The 20,284-nt window shown below is 71.9% G+C and carries 20 protein-coding genes; 11 read left to right on the forward strand and 9 right to left on the reverse strand.

The window, feature by feature from the left end:
- Positions 1–127 precede the first annotated feature (127 nt).
- Both leuE and ACZ3KP_RS40100 read right to left on the reverse strand, forming a co-directional pair.
- Positions 128–781, reverse strand: a complete 654-nt coding sequence (gene leuE, locus ACZ3KP_RS40095) for a leucine efflux protein LeuE (RefSeq protein WP_467505992.1) — start codon at positions 779–781, stop codon at positions 128–130.
- 45 nt (positions 782–826) lie between these two features.
- The gene (locus ACZ3KP_RS40100) at positions 827–2,407 is read right to left on the reverse strand and encodes an acyl-CoA mutase large subunit family protein (protein ID WP_467505994.1); all 1,581 of its coding nucleotides are present in this window, start codon (positions 2,405–2,407) and stop codon (positions 827–829) included.
- A gap of 99 nt (positions 2,408–2,506) precedes the next feature.
- On the opposite strand from ACZ3KP_RS40100, the gene ACZ3KP_RS40105 reads away from it, so the two are divergent.
- A complete protein-coding gene (locus ACZ3KP_RS40105) occupies positions 2,507–3,340 on the forward strand; it encodes a L,D-transpeptidase family protein (protein ID WP_467505996.1) in 834 nt (277 codons plus the stop codon).
- Positions 3,341–3,589: 249 nt separating this feature from the next.
- Here ACZ3KP_RS40105 and ACZ3KP_RS40110 read toward each other — a convergent pair whose 3' ends face one another.
- From ACZ3KP_RS40110 to ACZ3KP_RS40120, 3 genes are all read right to left on the reverse strand, one after another.
- Complete coding sequence (locus ACZ3KP_RS40110; protein ID WP_467505998.1) at positions 3,590–4,639, reverse strand: hypothetical protein; 1,050 nt, start codon at positions 4,637–4,639, stop codon at positions 3,590–3,592.
- The gene (locus ACZ3KP_RS40115; protein ID WP_467506000.1) at positions 4,639–5,301 is read right to left on the reverse strand and encodes an RNA polymerase sigma factor; all 663 of its coding nucleotides are present in this window, start codon (positions 5,299–5,301) and stop codon (positions 4,639–4,641) included. The genes ACZ3KP_RS40110 and ACZ3KP_RS40115 overlap by 1 nt, the downstream gene beginning before the upstream one ends.
- 344 nt (positions 5,302–5,645) lie before the next feature.
- Positions 5,646–7,319, reverse strand: a complete 1,674-nt coding sequence (locus tag ACZ3KP_RS40120) for a CocE/NonD family hydrolase (protein ID WP_467506002.1) — start codon at positions 7,317–7,319, stop codon at positions 5,646–5,648.
- 94 nt (positions 7,320–7,413) lie between these two features.
- On the opposite strand from ACZ3KP_RS40120, the gene ACZ3KP_RS40125 reads away from it, so the two are divergent.
- Positions 7,414–8,130, forward strand: coding sequence for a TetR/AcrR family transcriptional regulator C-terminal domain-containing protein (locus ACZ3KP_RS40125; RefSeq protein WP_467506004.1), 717 nt, complete (start codon positions 7,414–7,416; stop codon positions 8,128–8,130).
- Between the two features lie 107 nt (positions 8,131–8,237).
- Here ACZ3KP_RS40125 and ACZ3KP_RS40130 read toward each other — a convergent pair whose 3' ends face one another.
- The 3 genes from ACZ3KP_RS40130 to ACZ3KP_RS40140 all read right to left on the reverse strand — a co-directional run bounded on the left by ACZ3KP_RS40130 (position 8,238) and on the right by ACZ3KP_RS40140 (position 11,123).
- Positions 8,238–8,618, reverse strand: a complete 381-nt coding sequence (locus ACZ3KP_RS40130; protein ID WP_467506006.1) for a hypothetical protein — start codon at positions 8,616–8,618, stop codon at positions 8,238–8,240.
- Between the two features lie 139 nt (positions 8,619–8,757).
- On the reverse strand, positions 8,758–9,321 hold the full coding sequence (locus ACZ3KP_RS40135; protein ID WP_467506008.1) for a hypothetical protein: 564 nt from the start codon (positions 9,319–9,321) through the stop codon (positions 8,758–8,760).
- 176 nt (positions 9,322–9,497) lie between these two features.
- Positions 9,498–11,123, reverse strand: coding sequence for a beta-N-acetylhexosaminidase (locus tag ACZ3KP_RS40140; RefSeq protein ID WP_467506010.1), 1,626 nt, complete (start codon positions 11,121–11,123; stop codon positions 9,498–9,500).
- Positions 11,124–11,278: 155 nt separating this feature from the next.
- On the opposite strand from ACZ3KP_RS40140, the gene ACZ3KP_RS40145 reads away from it, so the two are divergent.
- From ACZ3KP_RS40145 to ACZ3KP_RS40185, 9 genes are all read left to right on the forward strand, one after another.
- Positions 11,279–11,857, forward strand: coding sequence for a 2-oxo-4-hydroxy-4-carboxy-5-ureidoimidazoline decarboxylase (locus ACZ3KP_RS40145; RefSeq protein WP_467506012.1), 579 nt, complete (start codon positions 11,279–11,281; stop codon positions 11,855–11,857).
- Positions 11,858–12,048: 191 nt separating this feature from the next.
- Complete coding sequence (sdhC, locus tag ACZ3KP_RS40150; RefSeq protein ID WP_071659649.1) at positions 12,049–12,429, forward strand: succinate dehydrogenase, cytochrome b556 subunit; 381 nt, start codon at positions 12,049–12,051, stop codon at positions 12,427–12,429.
- 5 nt (positions 12,430–12,434) lie between these two features.
- Positions 12,435–12,917, forward strand: a complete 483-nt coding sequence (locus ACZ3KP_RS40155) for a succinate dehydrogenase hydrophobic membrane anchor subunit (protein ID WP_132891328.1) — start codon at positions 12,435–12,437, stop codon at positions 12,915–12,917.
- A gap of 17 nt (positions 12,918–12,934) precedes the next feature.
- Complete coding sequence (gene sdhA, locus ACZ3KP_RS40160) at positions 12,935–14,689, forward strand: succinate dehydrogenase flavoprotein subunit (RefSeq protein WP_132891329.1); 1,755 nt, start codon at positions 12,935–12,937, stop codon at positions 14,687–14,689.
- Positions 14,689–15,468 carry a succinate dehydrogenase iron-sulfur subunit gene (locus ACZ3KP_RS40165; protein ID WP_132891330.1) on the forward strand — a complete coding sequence of 260 codons (780 nt, stop codon included), beginning with the start codon at positions 14,689–14,691 and terminating at the stop codon, positions 15,466–15,468. Before sdhA ends, ACZ3KP_RS40165 begins: the two co-directional genes overlap by 1 nt.
- 101 nt (positions 15,469–15,569) lie before the next feature.
- Positions 15,570–15,980, forward strand: a complete 411-nt coding sequence (locus ACZ3KP_RS40170) for a VOC family protein (protein ID WP_467506015.1) — start codon at positions 15,570–15,572, stop codon at positions 15,978–15,980.
- Between the two features lie 94 nt (positions 15,981–16,074).
- A complete protein-coding gene (locus ACZ3KP_RS40175; protein ID WP_132891332.1) occupies positions 16,075–16,482 on the forward strand; it encodes a hypothetical protein in 408 nt (135 codons plus the stop codon).
- Positions 16,479–16,976: a thiol-disulfide oxidoreductase DCC family protein gene (locus ACZ3KP_RS40180; protein ID WP_467506017.1), complete on the forward strand. Its 498-nt coding sequence runs from the start codon at positions 16,479–16,481 to the stop codon at positions 16,974–16,976. Before ACZ3KP_RS40175 ends, ACZ3KP_RS40180 begins: the two co-directional genes overlap by 4 nt.
- 9 nt (positions 16,977–16,985) lie before the next feature.
- Positions 16,986–17,729: a TetR/AcrR family transcriptional regulator gene (locus tag ACZ3KP_RS40185; protein WP_467506019.1), complete on the forward strand. Its 744-nt coding sequence runs from the start codon at positions 16,986–16,988 to the stop codon at positions 17,727–17,729.
- Here ACZ3KP_RS40185 and ACZ3KP_RS40190 read toward each other — a convergent pair whose 3' ends face one another.
- The gene (locus ACZ3KP_RS40190) at positions 17,730–20,141 is read right to left on the reverse strand and encodes an MMPL family transporter (protein ID WP_467506044.1); all 2,412 of its coding nucleotides are present in this window, start codon (positions 20,139–20,141) and stop codon (positions 17,730–17,732) included. It lies immediately after the preceding gene.
- Between the last annotated feature and the right edge of the window lie 143 nt (positions 20,142–20,284).

Below are 20,284 nucleotides of genomic sequence, written 5' to 3' on the forward strand. Positions count from 1 at the left end.
ACGGCCGCCATCTGGCACAACGACCAGACCGGACAACCGATCCACCGCTCACTGATCGCCTACGATCACTGACCCCTTGGAATAGATCATCTAGGCACCGGGACCCTCGGCGTGGGGAGGGCGACGCTCAGACGCTGGCCAGCGTCAGCTTGACCGCGAAGCCGAGGAACAGCACCCCCGCCGCCGAGGTGGCCGTGGCCGACAGCCGCTTGCGGCGGCGGAACGCGTCGGCCAGCCGGGTGCCGCTGAATATCAGGGCGCTGAGGTAGAGGAAGCTGGCCAGCTGGGCGAAGGCGCCGAGGACGACGAAGGACAGCGCCGGGTAGGCGTACCCGGGGTCGACGAACTGGACGAAGAAGGCGACGAAGAACAGGATCGCCTTGGGGTTGAAGAGACTGATCACCAGGGCGCGCCGGTACGGCCGCTCCTGCCCGGGCGCGACGGCCGGCGCCTCCTGTGCGACCGCGCGCAGCCTCCGGTCCCGCCACATCCCCCAGGCCGCCCGCAGCATCCCGACCGCCAGCCACGTGAGGTAACCGGCGCCCGCGTACTTCACGATCCCGAACAGCACGGCGTTCGCCTTGAGCAGCGAGGCCACCCCGGCCGCCGACAGCGTCATCAGGACGGTGTCCCCGCACCACACGCCCGCGGCGGCCGTGTAACCGGCCCGGACCCCTCGCCGGGCGGCGACGGACAGCACGTACAGCGAGTTGGGGCCGGGCAGCAGGACGATCAGGACGAGTCCTGCCAGGTAGGTGGGGAGATCGATGACACCGAACACGGGAAGCAGTGTCGCACGGGGCTACGACAACACCTCCACCGCTGGTCAGAAGGTGTCCGGGGGGACGTACACGCCCCACACCGAGCGCAGCGCGTCGCACACCTCGCCGACGGTGGCGTGGGCGCGCAGCGCCTCCCGCATCGGGGGCAGGACGTTGCCGTCGCCCTCGGCGGTCCTCCGCAGGGCACCGAGGGCGGCGGTGACGGCCCGCCCGTCCCGTTCGGCACGCAGCCGCGCGAGCCGCTCGGCCTGTCGGCGTTCGACGGCGGGGTCGACGCGCAGGGGTTCGTAGGGCTCCTCCTCGTCGAGCCGGAACCGGTTGACACCGACCACGACCCGCTCGCCCGCGTCCGTCTCCTGGGCGATCCGGTACGCGTTGCGCTCGATCTCACCCTTCTGGAACCCCCGCTCGATCGCCGCCACCGCACCCCCCAGCTCTGCCACCCGCCCCATCAACGCGACCACCGCCTCCTCCACCTCGTCCGTCAACCGCTCCACCGCGTACGACCCCGCGAACGGATCCACCGTCGCCGTCACATCCGTCTCCCACGCCAGCACCTGCTGCGTCCGCAACGCCAGCCGCGCACTGCGCTCCGACGGCAACGCCAACGCCTCGTCGTACGCATTCGTGTGCAACGACTGCGTGCCCCCCAGCACCGCCGCAAGACCCTGCACCGCCACCCGCACCAGATTCACCTCCGGCTGCTGCGCCGTCAGCTGCACCCCCGCCGTCTGCGTGTGAAAACGCAGCATGCACGACCTCGGATCCCGCGCCCCGAACTCCTCCCGCATCACCCGCGCCCAGATCCTGCGCGCCGCACGGAACTTCGCCACCTCCTCCAGCAACGCGGTCCGCGCCACGAAGAAGAACGACAACCGCGGCGCGAACTCGTCCACCCCCATCCCCGCCGCCACCGCCGCCCGCACATACGCGATCCCGTCCGCCAGCGTGAACGCCACCTCCTGCACCGGCGACGCCCCCGCCTCCGCCATGTGATAACCCGAGATCGAAATCGTGTTCCACCGTGGAATCTCCGCCCGGCAGTACGCGAACACATCCGCCACCAGCCGCAAGGACGCACGCGGCGGAAAAATGTACGTCCCCCGCGCGATGTACTCCTTGAGCACGTCGTTCTGCACCGTCCCCCGCAACGCCCCCGCCGCCACCCCCTGCTCCTCCGCCACCAACTGGTACAACAGCAACAACACCGCCGCGGGCGCGTTGATCGTCATCGACGTCGACACCTCACCCAGCGGAATCCCCGCGAACAACACCCGCATGTCGTCCAGCGAGTCGACCGCCACCCCCACCTTCCCCACCTCACCGTGCGCCGGCACGGCATCCGAGTCGTACCCCATCTGCGTCGGCAGATCGAACGCCACCGACAACCCCGTCGTCCCCTGCCCGATCAACCGCCGATACCGCGCGTTCGACTCCACCGCCGTACCGAACCCCGCGTACTGCCGCATCGTCCACGCCCGCCCCGTGTACATCGACGGATACACCCCACGGGTGTAGGGGTAAGCCCCCGGGTCGCCGAGCTTCTCGGCCGGGTCCCAGCCCGTCAGGGCCGCCGGGCCGTAGACCGGTTCGATGGGCAGTCCCGACTCCGACTCTCGGGCCATGGTGGGTGACCTCCGCGTTGCGCCAGTGGGCCGGTGCGTCCGTCACTTCCCACCATGCTCCCTTGTTCGGCGGCGGTCACGCGGGGAAGCATCCACGGCATGAGGGCCTCGGGGTACGCAGGGATCGTGGCCGCCGCGCTGGCCGTGCTGTGCGGGTGCACCGTGCAGCCGCCGGACGGTGGGGACGGCAAGGGACGCTCGCCGGTCCGGGTCGAGCTTCCGCGCGGCACGCCCGGCGGCCGGAGCGCACCGGACGGGACCGCCCCGGCGCCCGGCCCGTCCGCCGTCGAGACCGTCCCGCCGCACATCGTCCACACCCGCGGCGACACCGGCACCGGCGTCCGCGAGCTCCAGGCCCGGCTGCGCCAGGTCGCCTGGCTGCACGACGGGCCCACGGGGACGTACGACGACCTCACCGCGCAGGCGGTCGCGGGGTTCCAAGGCAGGCGCGGGCTGCCCCGGACGGGTGAGACCGACGCCGTGACCTGGCGGCGGCTGGTGGGGATGACGCACCGGCCCGGCAAGTGGGAGCTGTACCTGATGGGCGGCCAGCCGGCCGCCGCGCCCGACGCGCGGTGCCTGACCGGGCGGGTGCTGTGCATCGACAAGACCAGCCGCACGCTGCGCTGGATGATCGACGGGCGCACGGTGTCGACGATGTCGGTGCGGTTCGGGACCCAGTACACGCCGACCCGTGAGGGCGTGTTCCACGTCTACTGGAAGTCACGCGACCACTACTCGACCCTCTACCACTCCCCCATGCCGTACGCGATGTTCTTCAGCGGCGGGCAGGCGGTGCACTACTCGTACGACTTCGCGGCCCGGGGCTACGCGGGTGGCTCGCACGGGTGCGTCAACGTGCGGGACGAGGCGGCGATCGCGGACCTGTTCGCGCAGGTGCGGAGCGGCGACAAGGTCGTCGTCTCCTGGTGAGGCGCGCGGCGAGGGAGGTTCGGGGCGCGGGCGGGACCGGGGGAACGTGTCCCGCCCGCGCCAATGCACGAGCCGCAGGTACGGGGGGAACCCCGGCTCTGTGCGACGGCCGATGACCAGTCGGCTCACTCAGTACTGCGTCCCGGCCGCCGAAAACGTCACACCCTGCGGAAAAAAAGTTCAGCGACTTTCAAAGCCGCAGGTCACAGCGGTCGCTAAAAGTATGCGAGGGTGCTTGCCCGGCAGCGATCACAGCGCGCTGTACGTCGGCGCGGGCAGGCTCACGGGCTGGTCGGGCGCCAGGGGCGCGAAGCCCGTCGGGACGGGTGAGGCCACGCTGTCCTGGTGGGGGTCGTTGCCACGTCCACCACCCGCGCCGCCGTTGTCGCCACCCCGGCCGGACCGGCCGTCGCCGTCCCCGCCCTGACCGTTGCCGCCGCCCTTGCCGTCGTTCCGGCCGCCCCGGCCGCCGGAGCCGCCCCTGTCGTCGCCTGCGACGCCGTCGCCGCCCCGGTCACCGGCGGTCCGGCCGCCGAGAACGGTTCTGCAGAACGCGTCGACCCGTCCGGAGCCGCCCGCGAAACCTTCGAGGCCGCGTCTGCGGCCGGTGTCCAGGGGCTTGCCGTCCCGGAGGGCACGGCAGGAGGCGAGCGCACCGCGCCACCGGTTCCCCGGGGTGTCCGCCGAACCGGTGTCCGGCTCCTTCGGCTTGCCGGACGCCCCGCCCGAGGACCGCCCGGCGCCGGCCGACGGGGTCCCGGTGCGGGGTGTGCCGCTCTCGCCGCCGAGCAGGGACTCGGTCGAGGGCGAGCCCTGCGGGGGCTGCGGGGAGGCGGAGACGGAGGCGGCCGGTCCGGGCCGGTGGTCGTCGAACGGGGTCCGGAGCACGCCGGTGCCTGCGGCGACCGCGACCCCGCCGAGCATGCCGGCGGCCAGCGCGGCGGCGAGGCCGAACCGCGCGGGGCGGGCCCAGCGGGGAGCGCGGGGCGGCCGACGGCCCGCGCCGCCGAGGCGGAACAGGCCCGCGTCGGGGCCCTGTCCGGCCGCGCCCGGCCGCCAGGCCGCGTCGGTACGGTCCTCCTCGGCGGATTCGCGCGCTTTGCGGAAGGCAGCCACCGCCGCTTCCTCACCGGGGAGTTCGGCGTCGGCCGCCGCGCCGCGCGCGGACAGCTCGCCGAGCCGTGCGGCAAGGCGTTCTGCCTGGTCACGGGCGGATTCATCGACGGCTTCGAGCGACTCACCGCGCAGCAGACGTTCCGCCGTCTCCCGGTTCAGCCACGTGTACTGCTCGTCGGCCATCACATGTCCTTCTGCGTCCGCGAACGCGTATGCGTCACACTGGCGGACGTCACCGCACGATCATTCGGTTCTCGCTGGGGCGGCAGCGCCTCCAGGACGCCCGCCGCCTCGGGGTCCGCGCCGAGCAGCTCGGCGAGTCTCCTCAGCCCCCGGTGGGCCGCCGTCCGGACCGCGCCCGCGCGTTTGCCGAGGGTCTCGGCGGCGGTCTTGGCGTCGAGGCCCACGACGACCCTGAGGACCACCGCCTCGGCCTGGTCCTGGGGCAGCCGGGCGATGAGCGAGAGGGTGGAGTCGGTGGTGAGCGCCTCGATGGCCTCGCCCGCGGTGTCGGACTCGGCGGCCCGGCCGGCCAGTTCCGTCTCGTCGCCGCCGATCGCGGGGCGCCGGCCGCGCATCCGTATGTGGTCGAGGGCGCGGTTGCGGGCGATCCGGGCGGCCCAGCCGCGGAAGCGGTCCGCGTCGCCGCTGAACCGGTCGAGGTCACGGGCGATCTGCAGCCAGGCCTCGGAGGCGACGTCCTCGGCGTCCGGGTCACCGACCAGCGTGCGGACGTATCCGAGCAGGCGCGGCTGCACCGCGCGGTAGACGATGCGGAACGCGGTCTCGTCCCCGTCCTGTGCCGCACGTACCGCGGCGGTCAGCTCCGCGTCGTCCCCCAGCACCCGATACCTACTTTGCGCCCGAACCGGCGCCGCTCTCGCGGTCGCGGTTCTCGCTGTCGTGGTTCCTCACATTGATGGTTGCGGTAGTCGGGACGCAGATGGTTGCGGTGGTCATGCGTCGTCCGCGGCCCGGCGCGAACTGCACGTTACGTGCTGAATCCATTCCCCGTCCATGTCCGTACAAGATGCAACCAACCCGTGACGCCTCGAGGTGTGACAGAAAACGCACTCTTGGCGCTGAACGGAGTACGGGCCGCCGCGCGGCCCGTGCCACGCGACGGCCGGGGCCTCTCCTGTGGGGGGTGGCGGCTCCGGCCGTTGCTTCGGTGGCGGCCCCGCGGTCGCTACGCCTCCGCGAGCAGCAGCGCCGAGTCGGTGTGGAGGGTGAGGCGCACCGGTGCGAAGCGGGTGGCGTCCACCGGGGACTCCCCGGTCCCGGGGCTCCGCGCGAAGCGCGGATGGGCGCCCGCGCTGATCTGCCAGCGTATGCGGTGACCGACGGCGAATCTGTGGGCGGTCGAACTCATCGGCACGGTGATCCGCGACGGCTCCTGGCCGTCCGTCCGCAGGCGGCCCAGCCCGTCGCAGACGTTGACGGAGCGGCCCTGCGGGTCCACGTCGCACAGCCGGGTGAAGACGTCGGCATGACCGGTGTCCGTGGAAACGCTCAGCTCCGCCGAGACCGGCCCGAGGATGTCCACGGGCTCGGTCAGCGGGGGGCCGGTGAAGGTCAGGACGTCCTCCCTCGCCTCCAGGCCGCGGTTGTCGCGAGGGCCGGCGGTCCGGGAGAGCAGCGGGCCACCGAGGGACGGCGTGGGGTCGTCCGGGTCGTAGCGGAACGACGTCAGGGGGGCGCGGTCCGTGGGGGCCTGCCGGGTGAGGTGCCCCTGCGCGGTGGGGAACCAGGAGCCGACCGCCGAGGCCGGCGGCCAGTCGTCGAGGTCCCGCCAGGTGTTCTCGCCGCCCAGGTGCACGCGCACCCTGCTGGGGCGCAGGCCGGAGGGGTCCGCGCACAGGTGGGCGCGCAGCCAGGCGAGGCTCTCGGCGAACACCTCGGGCCATCCCTGTTGCAGGGCGGAGGTGTGGGTCCAGGGGCCGACGAGCAGGGCGGTCTCGCAGCCGGCCCGACGCAGCCGGTCGTACTGTGCGAAGGTCTGGTCGGCCAGCACGTCGTGCCATCCGGTGATCAGAGCCGTGGGCACCCCGAGCCGCTCCGCCGCCTCCGCCAGGGAGGCGCCGTGCCAGTACGGGTCCTTGGCGTCCGGGTGCGTCATCACGTCGTCCAGCCAGGGCACTTCGCCCCCCAGGGCGGACGCGTACGCCCCGCGCAGCGGCTGCGCGGTGGTGACCTCACGCAGGCGCCGCTGCAGGCGCAGTGTCGCCTTGAGGAACGGTGCCATGCCCTGGTGCTGGTAGGTCATGCCCATGCCGACGGCGAGTGCGGTCTCCAGGCGCAGCGCACCGTCCGCGTGGAACAGGGCGTAGGGGTCGTGCAGGCCCACCTGCACCACCAACGCCTTCAGTTCCGGCGGCGGGTCCACGGCGAGGGCCCATTGCACGTAGCCCAGGTAGCTGGGGCCGACGGTGCCGAGGGTGCCGTTGAACCAGGGCTGTTCGCGCAGCCAGGACACGGTGGCCCGGCCGTCGGCGGGCTCGTTGCGCCACAGGTCGAACGCGCCCCCGGAGCCGCCGGTGCCGCGGCAGCTCTGCAGGACCACGTGAAAGCCCTGTTCGGCGAAGAGCAGGCCGTACATCGGGGACCACGGCAGGCCCCTGCCGTACGGCGAGCGCACCAGGAGGGTGGGGAAGTCGCCCTCGGCGCGCGGGAAGTAGTGGTCCGTGATCAGCGGGCTGCCGTCGGCGGCCGGCACCACCAGTCCCGGCTCCCACCCGACGTCGTGCAGCCGCGCGGGCAGACGGCGCCACGTCGCCCTCATCGTCCGGGCGGCCAGGGGCGGTTTGCGGGAAGGCGGTGCCCAGGTCGGCCTCGGCGCAGAACCGTGCGTGCGTGACGTCATCGTTCCCCTCCTTGATTTACGTACGGTGTACGAGAATAGGGGATGCTTCACTGATGTGCGCAAGGGCCGCCGGTCGAGGGAAGGAGCGCGGGCCATGTCCCGTGACGGAGGGGCCGACGCCCCGGGCGTCGACCCCCAGCAGCTGTGGCTTGCCTCCGGAGGGCCGCGCAGAGGCCGCAGGCCCGCCTACAGCCGGGAGGCGATCACCGCGGCGGCCGTCGCCCTGGCGGACGCCGAGGGACTCGAAGCGGTCACCATGCGCAAGGTCGCCGCACAGGTCGGAGCCGGCGTCATGTCGCTCTACAGCTACGCCCCCGACAAGGAGACGCTGCTGAACCTGATGGTCGACCACGTCAGCGGCGAGTTGCCGGTCACGGACCCGCTCACCGGCGACTGGCGCGCCGACCTGAAGGCCATCGCCCGCCACCAGCGTGCCCACATGCTGCGGCACCCCTGGCTGCCCGCCGCCCTGGCCGGCCGGCGCAGTCCCGGGCCCAACACCCTGGCCTTCCTGGAACGCGCGCTCGCCGCCCTGCGGCCCACCCGGCTGGACGGTACGGCGAAGCTGGAGATCTTCGCCCAGCTCACGGCCTTCGTGGCCGGGCACGTCGCCCACGAGATCGCGCAGACCACGGCCGCGCAGTCACCCGACCGCGCCGCGGCCGAGGCCCGCTACCTCGCCGCCGTCGCGGCGGACGGCCACCACCCGGAACTCGCCGAGGCCCTCTCCGCCCCCGCCCGCCCCCTCACCCCCGAAGCCACCTTCACCCGGTTCCTCAACCGTCTGGTGGACGGCCTCGACACCGGCTGACCCCCACCGTCTGCCACGCTGAAGCCGTGCACCGCGGCCCTCGCCGCCGGCAGCGTCCGGTTCGGGATGCCCGCGTCTCCTGTGGTGCGGTTTGTGCCGACTCCCCGTCAGCGCACGGCGTCGCGGCACAGCAGGCGCAGTGAGCCGTGGCCGCCGTAGCAGCGCCGGGCCTCGTCGATCGGGTCCCAGAGCCGGCCGTCGGGGGTGCGGATCCAGTGGTCGCCGCCGGACGCCCACCACTCGGCGCCGGACTGACGGGCGATCACCTCCCCGGCGTAGGCGCCGAGGCCGCGCAGCGTCTCCCGCACGGCGTCGTACGGCGCGCCCTCGCCGCGTATCTCCTCGATCATCCGGTCGACCCGCCACAGGCTCTGTACCGAGTAGTCGAGCCGGATCCGCGCACCCTCGCGCATCATGGCCACCGCGTCCGCCGCCCACCGCACGGGCTTGGCGGCGGCATGCGGCCTGGTCTGCTGCTCTGCTGTCACATGGTGGGCTGTCACATACTGATGAGCGGGGTCGGCGGCGTTTTCGTCACCCGGATTCCGGGCGCTTCGGCAACCGGTGCAGGACCCCCGCAAGTCCGCCGCAGCTCCGCCGCACGGCACGCACAGGAGCTCCCCGGGTTCAGCCGCGGCCGCGGGCCCGGCGTGACACCACCGCGCGCAGCACCCGGCGGCCCTCGGTGGAGACGTCCAGCGCCCGCCGCAGCCCGGCCGCGCCGTGTCCGGCGAGCAGTTCCAGCACCGTGACCTGGCGCCGCAGTTCGGCGGCGACCAGCGGGGACATGTCCTCGGTGCCGCCCTCGCGACGGGTGTCGACCGAGGGCGCCGGGTCCGCGGCGGGGTCGAGGAGCCGGTGGATCCGCAGCGAGGCGACGGAACAGCCGTCCGCCCACAGCCGGATGCCGGGGGCGTCGGGCGAGGCGGGCGCGGCGTCGAGCATCCGGCGGGCGAGCGCCTCGACCTCGTCGCCACCGCCGCCGGCCCCGCCCAGGGCCCCGCCGCCCAGGGAGCCGCGCGCCTTCTCCAGACCCGCGCTCCAGTCGGAGCCGTCGGCGAGGCTCGCCCACAGCGGGCGCAGCACCAGGTCGTCGCCGCCGAGCAGCGGCACGCACCGATCCAAACAGGCCAACCCGCTGGCGGCGAGTCCGCGTTCATCGGCCTGCGCGATCAGCTCCACCAGGCTCATCCCCACGCCTCCCACAGCGGTCCATACCAAGGCGCCGACCTTTACGGAGCCCGCACTTCCCCTTACTGCGTGCGAGGGACCCGGAGTGTCACAGCGGTGCGCGGCGCACCGGAACCGGGCCCGCGAGGCGCGGGTTTTCGGCCACGCCCTCGGACCCCGGTCCGGTCCGGCCCCGGTCAGCCCAGCTCGTTCGCGAGGCCCTTGAACGCGGTCCAGGACATCGCCGGGGTGCGCGGGTCCCAGAGCTTCTGGGCGGTGGCCCGCAGCGGCATCCGGATGCCGGCGGCGACCTGGTCCTGGGTCTGGGAGTTCGCGAGGTCGCACCAGACCGCGAAGGACCCGCCGAGGATCTGCGCGTCGTACTTCGCGGGCACGGCGGTGGTGCCGCGCAGCACGCGCGGGGTCCACTGCTCGTAGATCCGCCGTCCGGTCGGGTAGACGAAGGTGTTGGGCTCGCCGAGCACGTAGTAGAGGAACTCGTCGTTGTAGTTGAGCACCTTGCGGCCGGCGCTCAGGTACTCCACCGGCTGCCGGGCGCCGATCTCCTTGCCGGTCCAGTAGGCGACCTGGAGGTCGTCCGCGGGCCGTACGGAGGTGCCGCGGAGGAAGCCGTCGTTCCAGACCCGCACGGTGCGGTCGTGGGCGCGGACGGTGTCGGCGCGGTCGTTCAGCCAGCCGGTGGTGAGGTCGGCGACGGTGCCCGAGGGGCCGTACGCCTTCCGGGCGGCGGCCGCGAGCTGCGGGAAGGAGGCCTGCGGGTCGGCGACCGTCAGGGCCTGGTACTCGTCGCCGCCGAGGTTCCAGTAGGAGCCGGGGAAGAGGCCGGCGTACTCGCCCAGCAGATCGTCGACGATCCTCGCCGAGGCCGGCTTGGAGATGTCGACGGCGCCCCTGGTGGCGGTCCCCCGCGCGCTGCGCAGCTGGAGGTCGGGGTGGGCGGCGAGGACGGCGCCGAGGTGGCCGGGCGAGTCGATCTCGGGCACGACCTGGATGTGCCGGCCGGCCGCGAGGGCGACGATCTGCTTCACCTGGGTCTTGGTCAGGTGGTCCCGGGAGACGATCTCGGGGTGGGTGGCGGACTCGATCCGGAACCCCTGGTCGTCGGAGAAGTGCAGCCCGAGCTCGTTGTACTTGAGATCGCCCAGCTCTCTTATCCGGGCCTCGATCCAGCCGGCGGTGAACGGCTTGCGCGCGATGTCCAGCATGAACCCGCGCCGCGGCTTGGCCGGCTGGTCCCTCACCACCCCCTCGGGGGCCGTACCGCCGCCGTGCACCTCCTGCTTCAGCGTCCGGGTGCCGTAGAAGACGCCCGCGTCACCCGGCCCGCTGATCCGCACCGCCCCGCCGCGCACGGTCATGGTGTACGACTCCGGGTCCCCCGTGCCGCCGAGGTCGAGCCGCACGTCCCCCGGCCGGACGTCCTCGTCCGCGCCCTTCTGGCCGGCGTAGGACAGGCCGAGTTCGCCCGCCGTCAGCCGCCCCTCGTCGGCCAGTGCCGCGTCGCTCACCACGACCCGGTAGCCCTTCTCGGGGCGCCAGCCCGGCCCCCGGGCCGCCGTGTGGGAGCGGACGGCGGGGATGGTGCGCGGCGCCTGGGAGAGGGGGTAGCTGCGGGTGGGACTCGGGCTCACGGACGGCTGCCGGGCCGGTCCCGCGGCGCGGCCGTCACCGCTGCTTCCTGCGGAGGAGGCCCACACCCCGATGCCCGTACCGAGCGCGACCGTGCCCACGAAGGCCGCGGCGACCACCGCCCGCCTCCGCGCGACCTGTCGTGTCGAGGGCCTGCGCCTGTGCTGGCTCACTGTCCCAACTTACGACGCGCCGACCGCACGGCTGTCATCCCCCCGCTCTGAAACTCTCCCGTTCGGGTGAGATCGAGGCAACCAACCGACACGCTGTGGACGTCCTCGATAACGTCTACGACACATATCTCACAGCACCCCCTGCCACACCACCTGTGACGCGAGGACCTACGCTGCCCGCCGACCGCCCGTCCCGTCTCCCCACCCCGCTGGACGCCTTCAACGCCGCCCCTGCCGAGCAGGCCGGCGCCCTGCTCATGCAGTGCCTGCACAGCCTGCGCTGGGCCCGCCGCATCGCCGAGCACCGCCCGTACCCCGACGTGGACTCCCTGCTGGCCGCGGCGGACGAGGCGACGTACGACCTGTCCCCGACGGACCTCGCCGAGGCCCTCGCGAGCGAGTCCCTGCCGGACCTCCCCGAGGACACCTACTCGGCAGCCACCACGGCCCTGACCGCGGCCCACGCCGCCTACGAGGCCAAATTCGGCCACGTGTTCGTGATCCACCTGGGCGACACTCCGCCCGCGGAACGACTGGACCGCGTCCTGGAAGGCGTTTACTCACGTTTGGAGAACGATCCCGAGGACGAGCGGGTGATGTCGGTCGAGCAGCTCGGGCGCCTGGCCCAGGGACGTCTGATGGACAGACTCAGGGGCGCGGGGCAGTACCCGTCAGCGGCTCCGCCGCGGGGCGCGACCAGCCCAAACGCACCCGCACCCGCACCCGGCAAATGACCGAACCCGGCACCCCCGACGCCCCCCGGCTAACCCATCCGCGTGCCACTTTGATCACACCGGTAGGCCCGGCGTAAGCCCAGCGGCAGCGCCTCGCTACGATGCTGGGGGCCGGTGGACCGTACCCGGCCGGGCCCGACCGACAGCACAAGCCGGCGCGGCCCCGATACCCCGCTCCCGGAGGGACTTCCGTGCCGGCTGGAACGCTGTACCGCGGCCGGGAAGGAATGTGGTCCTGGGTGGCTCACCGAGTCACCGGCGTCCTCATCTTCTTCTTCCTGTTCGTTCACGTGCTGGACACCGCTCTCGTCCGCGTCTCCCCCGAGGACTACGACAAGGTCGTAGCCACGTACAAGACGCCGATCGTCGCACTGCTGGAGTACGGCCTCGTGGCCGCCATCCTCTTCCACGCCCTCAACGGCCTGCGCGTCATCGCCGTCGACTTCTGGTCGAAGGGCCCGCGCTACCAGAAGCAGATGCTCTGGACGGTCGTCGGTGTCTGGGTCGTCCTGATGGCCGGGGCCGTTTACCCCGTTCTCGGCCACGCCGCTCGTGTCCTGTTCGGGAGCTGACGCAGATGTCGACCACTGAAACCACCGCATCGGGCGTCGGCCCCGTCGAGGGCGCCCCCCTCTACGGCGTCGACAACCCGGCCCCCCTCATCGAGGCCCCGCGCAAGCGCACCAAGAAGACCCCGCGCTCCACCCGCGGCAACTTCGAGATGGCCGCCTGGCTGTTCATGCGCCTGTCCGGCGTCGTGCTGGTCGTGCTGGTCCTCGGCCACCTGCTGATCCAGCTGGTGCTCGACGGCGGCGTCTCCAAGATCGGCTTCGCGTTCGTGGCCGGCCGCTGGGCGAGCCCGTTCTGGCAGGTCTGGGACCTGCTCATGCTGTGGCTCGCGATGCTGCACGGAGCCAACGGTCTGCGCACGATCATCAACGACTACGCGGAGCGCGCGAACACCCGGCTGTGGCTGAAGGGCCTGCTCTACACGGCCACGGTGTTCACCATCCTGCTGGGCTCGCTGGTGATCTTCACCTTCGACCCGAACATCCGTTAGGCACGGGGCTGCGAATCATGAAGATCCACAAGTACGACACCGTCATCGTCGGCGCCGGTGGCGCGGGCATGCGCGCGGCCATCGAGTCCACGAAGCGCAGCCGCACCGCGGTCCTGACCAAGCTCTACCCGACCCGCTCCCACACGGGCGCCGCGCAGGGCGGCATGGCCGCCGCGCTGGCCAACGTGGAGGAGGACAACTGGGAGTGGCACACCTTCGACACGGTCAAGGGCGGTGACTACCTGGTCGACCAGGACGCCGCCGAGATCCTGGCGAAGGAGGCCATCGACGCCGTCCTCGACCTGGAGAAGATGGGCCTGCCGTTCAACCGGACGCCGAACGGCACCATCGACCAGCGCCGCTTCGGCGGTCACAGCCGCAACCACGGTGAGGCGCCGGTCCGCCGGTCCTGCTACGCGGCCGACCGCACCGGCCACATGATCCTCCAGACGCTGTACCAGAACTGCGTGAAGGAGGGCGTGGAGTTCTTCAACGAGTTCTACGTCCTGGACCAGCTGATCACCGAGGTCGACGGCGTCAAGAAGTCCTCCGGTGTGGTGGCCTACGAACTGGCGACCGGCGAGATCCACGTCTTCCAGGCGAAGGCCGTCATCTACGCCTCCGGCGGCACCGGCAAGTTCTTCAAGGTGACGTCGAACGCGCACACGCTGACCGGTGACGGCCAGGCCGCGGTCTACCGCCGCGGGCTGCCGCTGGAGGACATGGAGTTCTTCCAGTTCCACCCGACCGGCATCTGGCGCATGGGCATCCTGCTGACGGAGGGCGCCCGCGGTGAGGGCGGCATCCTGCGCAACAAGGACGGCGAGCGCTTCATGGAGAAGTACGCGCCGGTCATGAAGGACCTCGCGTCCCGTGACGTCGTGTCCCGCTCCATCTACACGGAGATCCGGGAGGGCCGCGGCTGCGGTCCCGAGGGCGACCACGTCTACCTCGACCTCACCCACCTCCCGCCGGAGCAGCTGGACGCGAAGCTCCCGGACATCACCGAGTTCGCGCGCACCTACCTCGGCATCGAGCCGTACACGGACCCGATCCCGATCCAGCCCACCGCGCACTACGCGATGGGCGGCATCCCGACCAACGTCGAGGGTGAGGTCCTCAGCGACAACACCACCGTCGTGCCGGGCCTGTACGCGGCCGGCGAGGTCGCCTGTGTCTCCGTGCACGGCGCCAACCGCCTGGGCACCAACTCGCTGCTCGACATCAACGTGTTCGGCCGCCGGGCGGGCATCGCGGCCGCCGAGTACGCGCACACCGTCGACTACGTGGATCTCCCGGAGAACCCGGCCGAGTTCGTGGTGTCCCAGATCGAGCGGCTGCGCACCTCGACGGGCAACGAGCGGGTCGCCACGCTCCGCAGGGAGCTGCAGGAGACCATGGACGCCAACGTCATGGTGTTCCGCACCGAGCAGACGATCAAGACGGCGGTCGAGAAGATCGCGGAGCTGCGCGAGCGCTACAAGAACGTCTCGATCCAGGACAAGGGCAAGCGGTTCAACACGGACCTGCTGGAAGCGATCGAGCTCGGCAACCTGCTGGACCTCGCCGAGGTCATGGCGGTCTCCGCGCTGGCCCGCAAGGAGTCCCGCGGCGGTCACTACCGCGAGGACTACCCGAACCGCGACGACGTCAACTTCATGCGCCACACCATGGCGTACCGCGAGGTGGGCGACGACGGCACCGAGTCCATCCGTCTCGATTACAAGCCGGTCGTCCAGACCCGCTACCAGCCGATGGAGCGTAAGTACTGATGGCAACCCCCGTTCTGGACAAGGCGGACGAGGCCGGCCGGCCCGAGCCCGGCTTCGCCGACTCCCCGTACATCACCGTCACCTTCCGGATCCGCCGCTTCAACCCCGAGGTCTCCGCGGACGCGGTCTGGGAGGACTTCCAGCTGGAGATCGATCCGAAGGAGCGCGTCCTCGACGGCCTCCACAAGATCAAGTGGGACGTCGACGGCACCCTGACGTTCCGCCGTTCGTGTGCGCACGGCATCTGCGGTTCGGACGCGATGCGGATCAACGGCAAGAACCGTCTCGCCTGCAAGACCCTGATCAAGGACATCAACCCCGAGAAGCCGATCACGGTCGAGCCCATCAAGGGCCTGACGGTCCTGAAGGACCTCGTGGTCGACATGGAGCCGTTCTTCCAGGCGTACCGGGACGTCATGCCGTTCCTGGTCACGAAGGACACGAACGAGCCCACCCGGGAGCGCCTGCAGTCCGCCGAGGACCGCGAGCGCTTCGACGACACCACGAAGTGCATCCTGTGCGCCGCGTGCACGTCGTCCTGCCCGGTCTTCTGGAACGACGGCCAGTACTTCGGCCCGGCGGCCATCGTCAACGCGCACCGTTTCATCTTCGACTCGCGTGACGAGGCGGGCGAGCAGCGTCTGGAGATCCTGAACGACCGTGACGGTGTCTGGCGCTGCCGCACGACCTTCAACTGCACGGACGCCTGCCCGCGCGGCATCGAGGTCACCAAGGCGATCCAGGAGGTGAAGCGGGCGCTGATCACGCGCCGCTTCTGATCCCGGTCCCGCCCGGACCACGAGGGCCCCGCTTCCTGCCGGAAGCGGGGCCCTTGCGCGTGTCTGCCGCCGGGGCGGGCGGGCGGTTCTAGCCTGACGGTATGTCAGATGAAGAGTCGTACGAACTGCTCGGTTTCGACAACGTGCTGCTCCCGGTCGGGAGCCTCGGCGACGCCGTCGCCTTCTACGAGCGGGCCGGGTTCACGGTCGGGTTCCGCTTCGACGAAGCGGGGATCGCGCTGCTGAAGGTGGGGGCCGAGACGCCCGGCGTCCTGCTGCGGGCCGAGGAGGGACTGGGGCACCGGACGCCGGTGTGGGCAGCGCCGCGGGTGTGGCTGGAGGTGCCGGACGCGCGGGTCGCGGCCCGGCGGCTGACGGCCGCGGGGATCCGCCCCCTCGACGAGCCGTTCTCCGTGGCCACCGGATGGACCGTGGAGATCGCCGACCCCTGGGGGAACGTCCTCGGGTTCACCGACTACAGCAAGCGGCCGGCCCTCGCGCGGCGGGCGTGAACGGGGTCACTCCGCAACCGAGTTGAACACGTTCAAAAGCAGGTCTACAGTCATCCCCGTCAGCGTTTTGAACGCGTTCAAGAAGGGGTGGGGCATGGACCGCACCGTCATCGCCTACGTCATCTACCTGCTCGTCAGCATCGGCCTGACCGTCTGGGTGGCCCGCACGCTCAGCCGCAACGGGCGGATCTTCCTCTCCGACGTGCTGCACGGCAACGAACAGCTCGCCGACGCCGTGAACCACCTGCTGGTCGTCGGCTTCTACCTGGTCAACCTCGGTTTCGTCGCCCTCTACCTGCACACCAGCGACACCATCGACGACACCCGCGGCATCTTCGAGGCCCTGTCGTCCAAGCTCGGGGTCGTCCTGCTGGTGCTCGGCGTGATGCACCTGGGCAACGTGTACGTGCTCAACCGGATCCGGCGCCGCGGGATCATGGAGAAGGAACAGCTCCCGCCCGTCCCGCCGCAGGGCTGGACCGCGCCGGCGGCCGGGGCGTGAGCGCCGTGCCGACGACGGCGGACCGGGACGCCCGCCGCGTCCCGGTCCGCGGGCTCACCGTGCTCTACGACGCCGAGTGCGCCCTCTGCACCCACCTGCGCGACTGGCTCGCGCGCCAGCCGCAGCTGGTGCCGCTGACGCTGCTGCCGGCCGGTTCGGACGAGGCCCGCAAACGCTTCCCGGACCTGGACCACTCCGCCACCTTCGACGAGGTCACCGTCGTCGGCGACGCCGGGCAGGTCTACCGGGAGACGGCAGCGTGGATCGTCGTGCTGTGGGCCCTGCGGGAGCAGCGGCCGCTCGCCCACCGGCTCAGCACCCCGGCCGGGGCCAAGCTGGCCCGGGGCGCGGTGCTCGCCGCCGCCTGGTGGCGCGGCGGGCAGGGGGACGGCAGGTCCGCCTTCCGGCGGCAGGACGGTTGGGTGTACGAGCCGGGCATCGGCTGGATCTACGACCCACCGGGCTGTGCCGGCGGCGTCTGCACCACTGGTTAGGCTCTGTCCGTGTCCGCGAAGAACGACGGTCCCGTCGAGGCCCATTCCCCCAGCAAGTCCGAGCAGACCCGTGCGCTGATCCTGGAGACGGCGATGCGGCTGTTCCGGGAGCGGGGCTACGAGAAGACCACGATGCGGGCCATCGCCACGGAGGCGGGGGTCTCGGTCGGCAACGCCTACTACTACTTCGCCGGCAAGGAACACCTGATCCAGGGCTTCTACGACCAGCTCGCCGCCGAGCACCGGGTGGCGGTCCGCGAGGTCCTGGACCGGGAGACGGACCTGGAGGCGAGGCTCGCGGGGGTGCTGAAGGTGTGGCTGGACATCGCCCGGCCGTACCACGAGTTCGCGGTCCACTTCTTCAAGAACGCCGCCGACCCCGACAGCCCGCTCAGCCCCTTCTCCCCGGAGAGCGAGCACGCGCGCGAGGAGGCGATCAGCGTGCACCGGGAGGTGCTCGCCGGGGCGAAGACCAAGGTGGCGCCCGAACTGCGGGAGGTGCTGCCCGAGCTGATGTGGCTCTCGCAGATGGGCTTGGTGCTGTACTGGATCTTCGACCGCACCGAGGGCCGCGAGCGCAGCTACCGGCTCGCCGAGCGCGGCGCCCGGCTGACCGCGCGAGGCGTCTCCCTCGCGCGGTTCCGGGTGCTGCGGCCCCTGGTGCTGGAGGTGCACGAACTGTTCACGGACTTCCTGCCGGGGATGACCCGGGTGCTGCCGGACCCGGGCGGCCGGGGACGCCGGAGCGAGTGATCACGTCCGGTTGACCGCGTCCAGCTCCCCCTCCGCCAGCTCCACGTCGTACACCAGCGGCCCCTGCTCCACCGTCACCCGCCGGGCCTGCGAGCCGTACGACGGCGCGGTCACCGCCAGCTCGTAGGCGCCCGGGGCCGGGACCGAGACGATGTAGGAGCCGTCCGCCAGCGACGTCACCTCGTCCAGCCGGCGGCCGTCCTCGGACGTCAGCGTCACCGACGCGGCCTCCACCGCCGCGCCGTCCGGGGTGCGGACGAAACCGTGGATCACCGAGGCCGGGCCGCCCGGTTTCCGGGGCGCCGGGATGTCCTCCGCGGGCTCCACCGCCAGGTGCGGCAGCCGCTTCTCCAGCCAGCCCGGCAGCCACCAGTTGGACGCGCCCAGCAGGTGCATCGCCGCCGGGACCAGGGCCGTACGCAGGACGAAGGCGTCGAGGGCGACCGCCGCCGCCAGGCCGACGCCGGCCATCGCGGCGCCCGAGTCGCCGCTGAGGACGAAGGCCAGGAAGACGCAGACCATGATCAGGGCGGCGGAGTTGATGACCCGGCTGGTCTCCGCCAGGCCGACCCGTACCGCCCGCGCGTTGTCCCTCGTGTGCACCCACTCCTCGTGCATCCGGCTCACCAGGAACACCTGGTAGTCCATCGAGAGCCCGAACAGCAGGGAGAGCATGATGACCGGGAGGAACGCGTTGATCGGGCCCTCCTTGCCGAGGCCCAGCAGGTCCAGGCCCCAGCCCCACTGGAAGACCGCCACCAGGACCCCGAAGGACGCCGCCGCCGCGACCAGGTTCATCACCGCCGCCGTCAGCGGGACCACCAGGGAGCGGAAGGCGACCAGGAGCAGCAGGAAGCCCAGGCCGATGATGGTGGCGACGAACAGCGGCAGCCGGTCGCCGGTGACCGTCGCGAAGTCCTTGGAGACCGCCGTCACGCCGCCCACGTGCGCCTGCGCGCCCGCCTGCGGGATCACCCGGTCGCGCAGGGTGTCGATCAGGTCGTCCGTCTCCTTGGACTGGGGTGAGGTGGTCGGGACCACCTGGATCACCGTCACGCCGTGCGCCGGGGGCAGCTCGGCCACCCGCGCGATGCCCGGGGTCGACTCCAGGCCCTTGACCAGCCGCGCCGTGTCACCACCCACCCCGACCACCTGGAGCGGGCCGTTGAAGCCGGGGCCGAAGCCCTCGGCGAGCAGGTCGTAGGCCTTCCTGGTGGTCGTGGACGCGTCGTCGTTGCCCTGGTCGGTGGCGCCGAGGCGGAGCGAGAAGACCGGGACGGCGAGGACGGCCATGACGACCAGGGCCAGCGCCGCGATGCGCCGCGGGCGCTTCTGCACGTTCGCCGACCAGCGGGCCGCCAGGCCGCTCGCCCTCTCCGGCTCGGGGCCCTCGGCGGCCAGCCCCCGGCGCTGGCGGCGGCTGAGGACGCGCGGGCCGAGGAAGCCCAGCAGCGCGGGCAGCAGGGTGGTGGCCGCCAGGACGCTCAGCACGACCGTCAGGGACGTGCCGATGACCACGCCGTCCAGGAAGCGCAGCCGGGTGACCAGCATGCCGGCCAGCGCGATGCAGACCGTGCCGCCCGCGAACAGCACCGCGCGGCCCGAGGTGTTCAGGGCGGTGACGGCCGACTCCTCGGGGTCCAGGCCGCGCAGGATGCCGCGCCGGTGCCGGGTGACGATGAACAGGGCGTAGTCGATGCCGACGCCGAGGCCGATCAGGGAGGCGAGCAGCGGGGCGATGTCGGGGATGTCGGTGGTGTGGCTGAGGAGCTGGGTGGAGAACAGGCCCATGCCGACGCCGAAGACGGCGATCGCGATGGGCAGGGTCATCGCGAAGAAGGACCCGAACGCCAGGAAGAGCACGACGGCCGCGGCGACGATGCCGACCATCTCGGACAGGCCCTGCGGCGGCTCCTGGACGCGCTGGATCGCCTGGCCGCCCAACTCCACCTGGAGGCCGCCGCGTTCGGCGCCCTGCGCGGTGTCGACGACCTTCTGGACGAGGTCCTTCGGGATCTCGTTCGCACGCTGCACGAAGGTCAGCTGCGCGTACGCGATCTTGCCGTCCCGGCTGACCTGCGCGGCCCCCCGGGCGCCGGCGTAGGGACTGGTGACCGCGCCGACGCCGGTCATCTTCGCGATCCTGTCCAGGGCCGGCTGGACGCGGTCGCGGACCGCCGGGTCCGTCACCGAGCCGTCGGTGACCTTCCACACCACGGTGTCCGTGTCACCGGAGGTGTCCGGGAAGGCCTTCTGCATCAGGTCGTACGCGGTCTTGGAGTCCGTGTCGGGCAGGGAGAAGACGTTCGCGTAGTTCGTACCCTCGGACGAGGCCGAGAAGCCCACGCCCAGCAGTGCCCCCACCCACAGCAACAGGACCACCAGCCGGTGCCGATAGCACCACCGTGCCAATGCCGTCACGTTCAACAGCTCCTTGGAGTTCGTCGGGTCGGTTCGGTCGGTCCCCCCAGGTCCTGGGCAACAGGATCGGCGGCGGGCCGCGCGCCGGGACACGCGACGCGCGCACTCTCAAGGAACTCCAAAGCTGCGCGCCC

The organism is Streptomyces sp. NPDC020958 (assembly GCF_055562175.1).

Bases quoted from the DNA above. Each gene is read 5' to 3' on its own strand.
- ACZ3KP_RS40100 (WP_467505994.1), bottom strand. From the start codon at position 2,407: ATGGCCCGAGAGTCGGAGTCGGGACTGCCCATCGAACCGGTCTACGGC.
- ACZ3KP_RS40105 (WP_467505996.1), top strand. From the start codon at position 2,507: ATGAGGGCCTCGGGGTACGCAGGGATCGTGGCCGCCGCGCTGGCCGTG.
- ACZ3KP_RS40110 (WP_467505998.1), bottom strand. From the start codon at position 4,639: ATGGCCGACGAGCAGTACACGTGGCTGAACCGGGAGACGGCGGAACGT.
- ACZ3KP_RS40120 (WP_467506002.1), bottom strand. From the start codon at position 7,319: ATGACGTCACGCACGCACGGTTCTGCGCCGAGGCCGACCTGGGCACCG.
- ACZ3KP_RS40125 (WP_467506004.1), top strand. From the start codon at position 7,414: ATGTCCCGTGACGGAGGGGCCGACGCCCCGGGCGTCGACCCCCAGCAG.
- ACZ3KP_RS40135 (WP_467506008.1), bottom strand. From the start codon at position 9,321: ATGAGCCTGGTGGAGCTGATCGCGCAGGCCGATGAACGCGGACTCGCC.
- ACZ3KP_RS40155 (WP_132891328.1), top strand. From the start codon at position 12,435: ATGTCGACCACTGAAACCACCGCATCGGGCGTCGGCCCCGTCGAGGGC.
- sdhA (WP_132891329.1), top strand. From the start codon at position 12,935: ATGAAGATCCACAAGTACGACACCGTCATCGTCGGCGCCGGTGGCGCG.
- ACZ3KP_RS40165 (WP_132891330.1), top strand. From the start codon at position 14,689: ATGGCAACCCCCGTTCTGGACAAGGCGGACGAGGCCGGCCGGCCCGAG.
- ACZ3KP_RS40170 (WP_467506015.1), top strand. From the start codon at position 15,570: ATGTCAGATGAAGAGTCGTACGAACTGCTCGGTTTCGACAACGTGCTG.
- ACZ3KP_RS40175 (WP_132891332.1), top strand. From the start codon at position 16,075: ATGGACCGCACCGTCATCGCCTACGTCATCTACCTGCTCGTCAGCATC.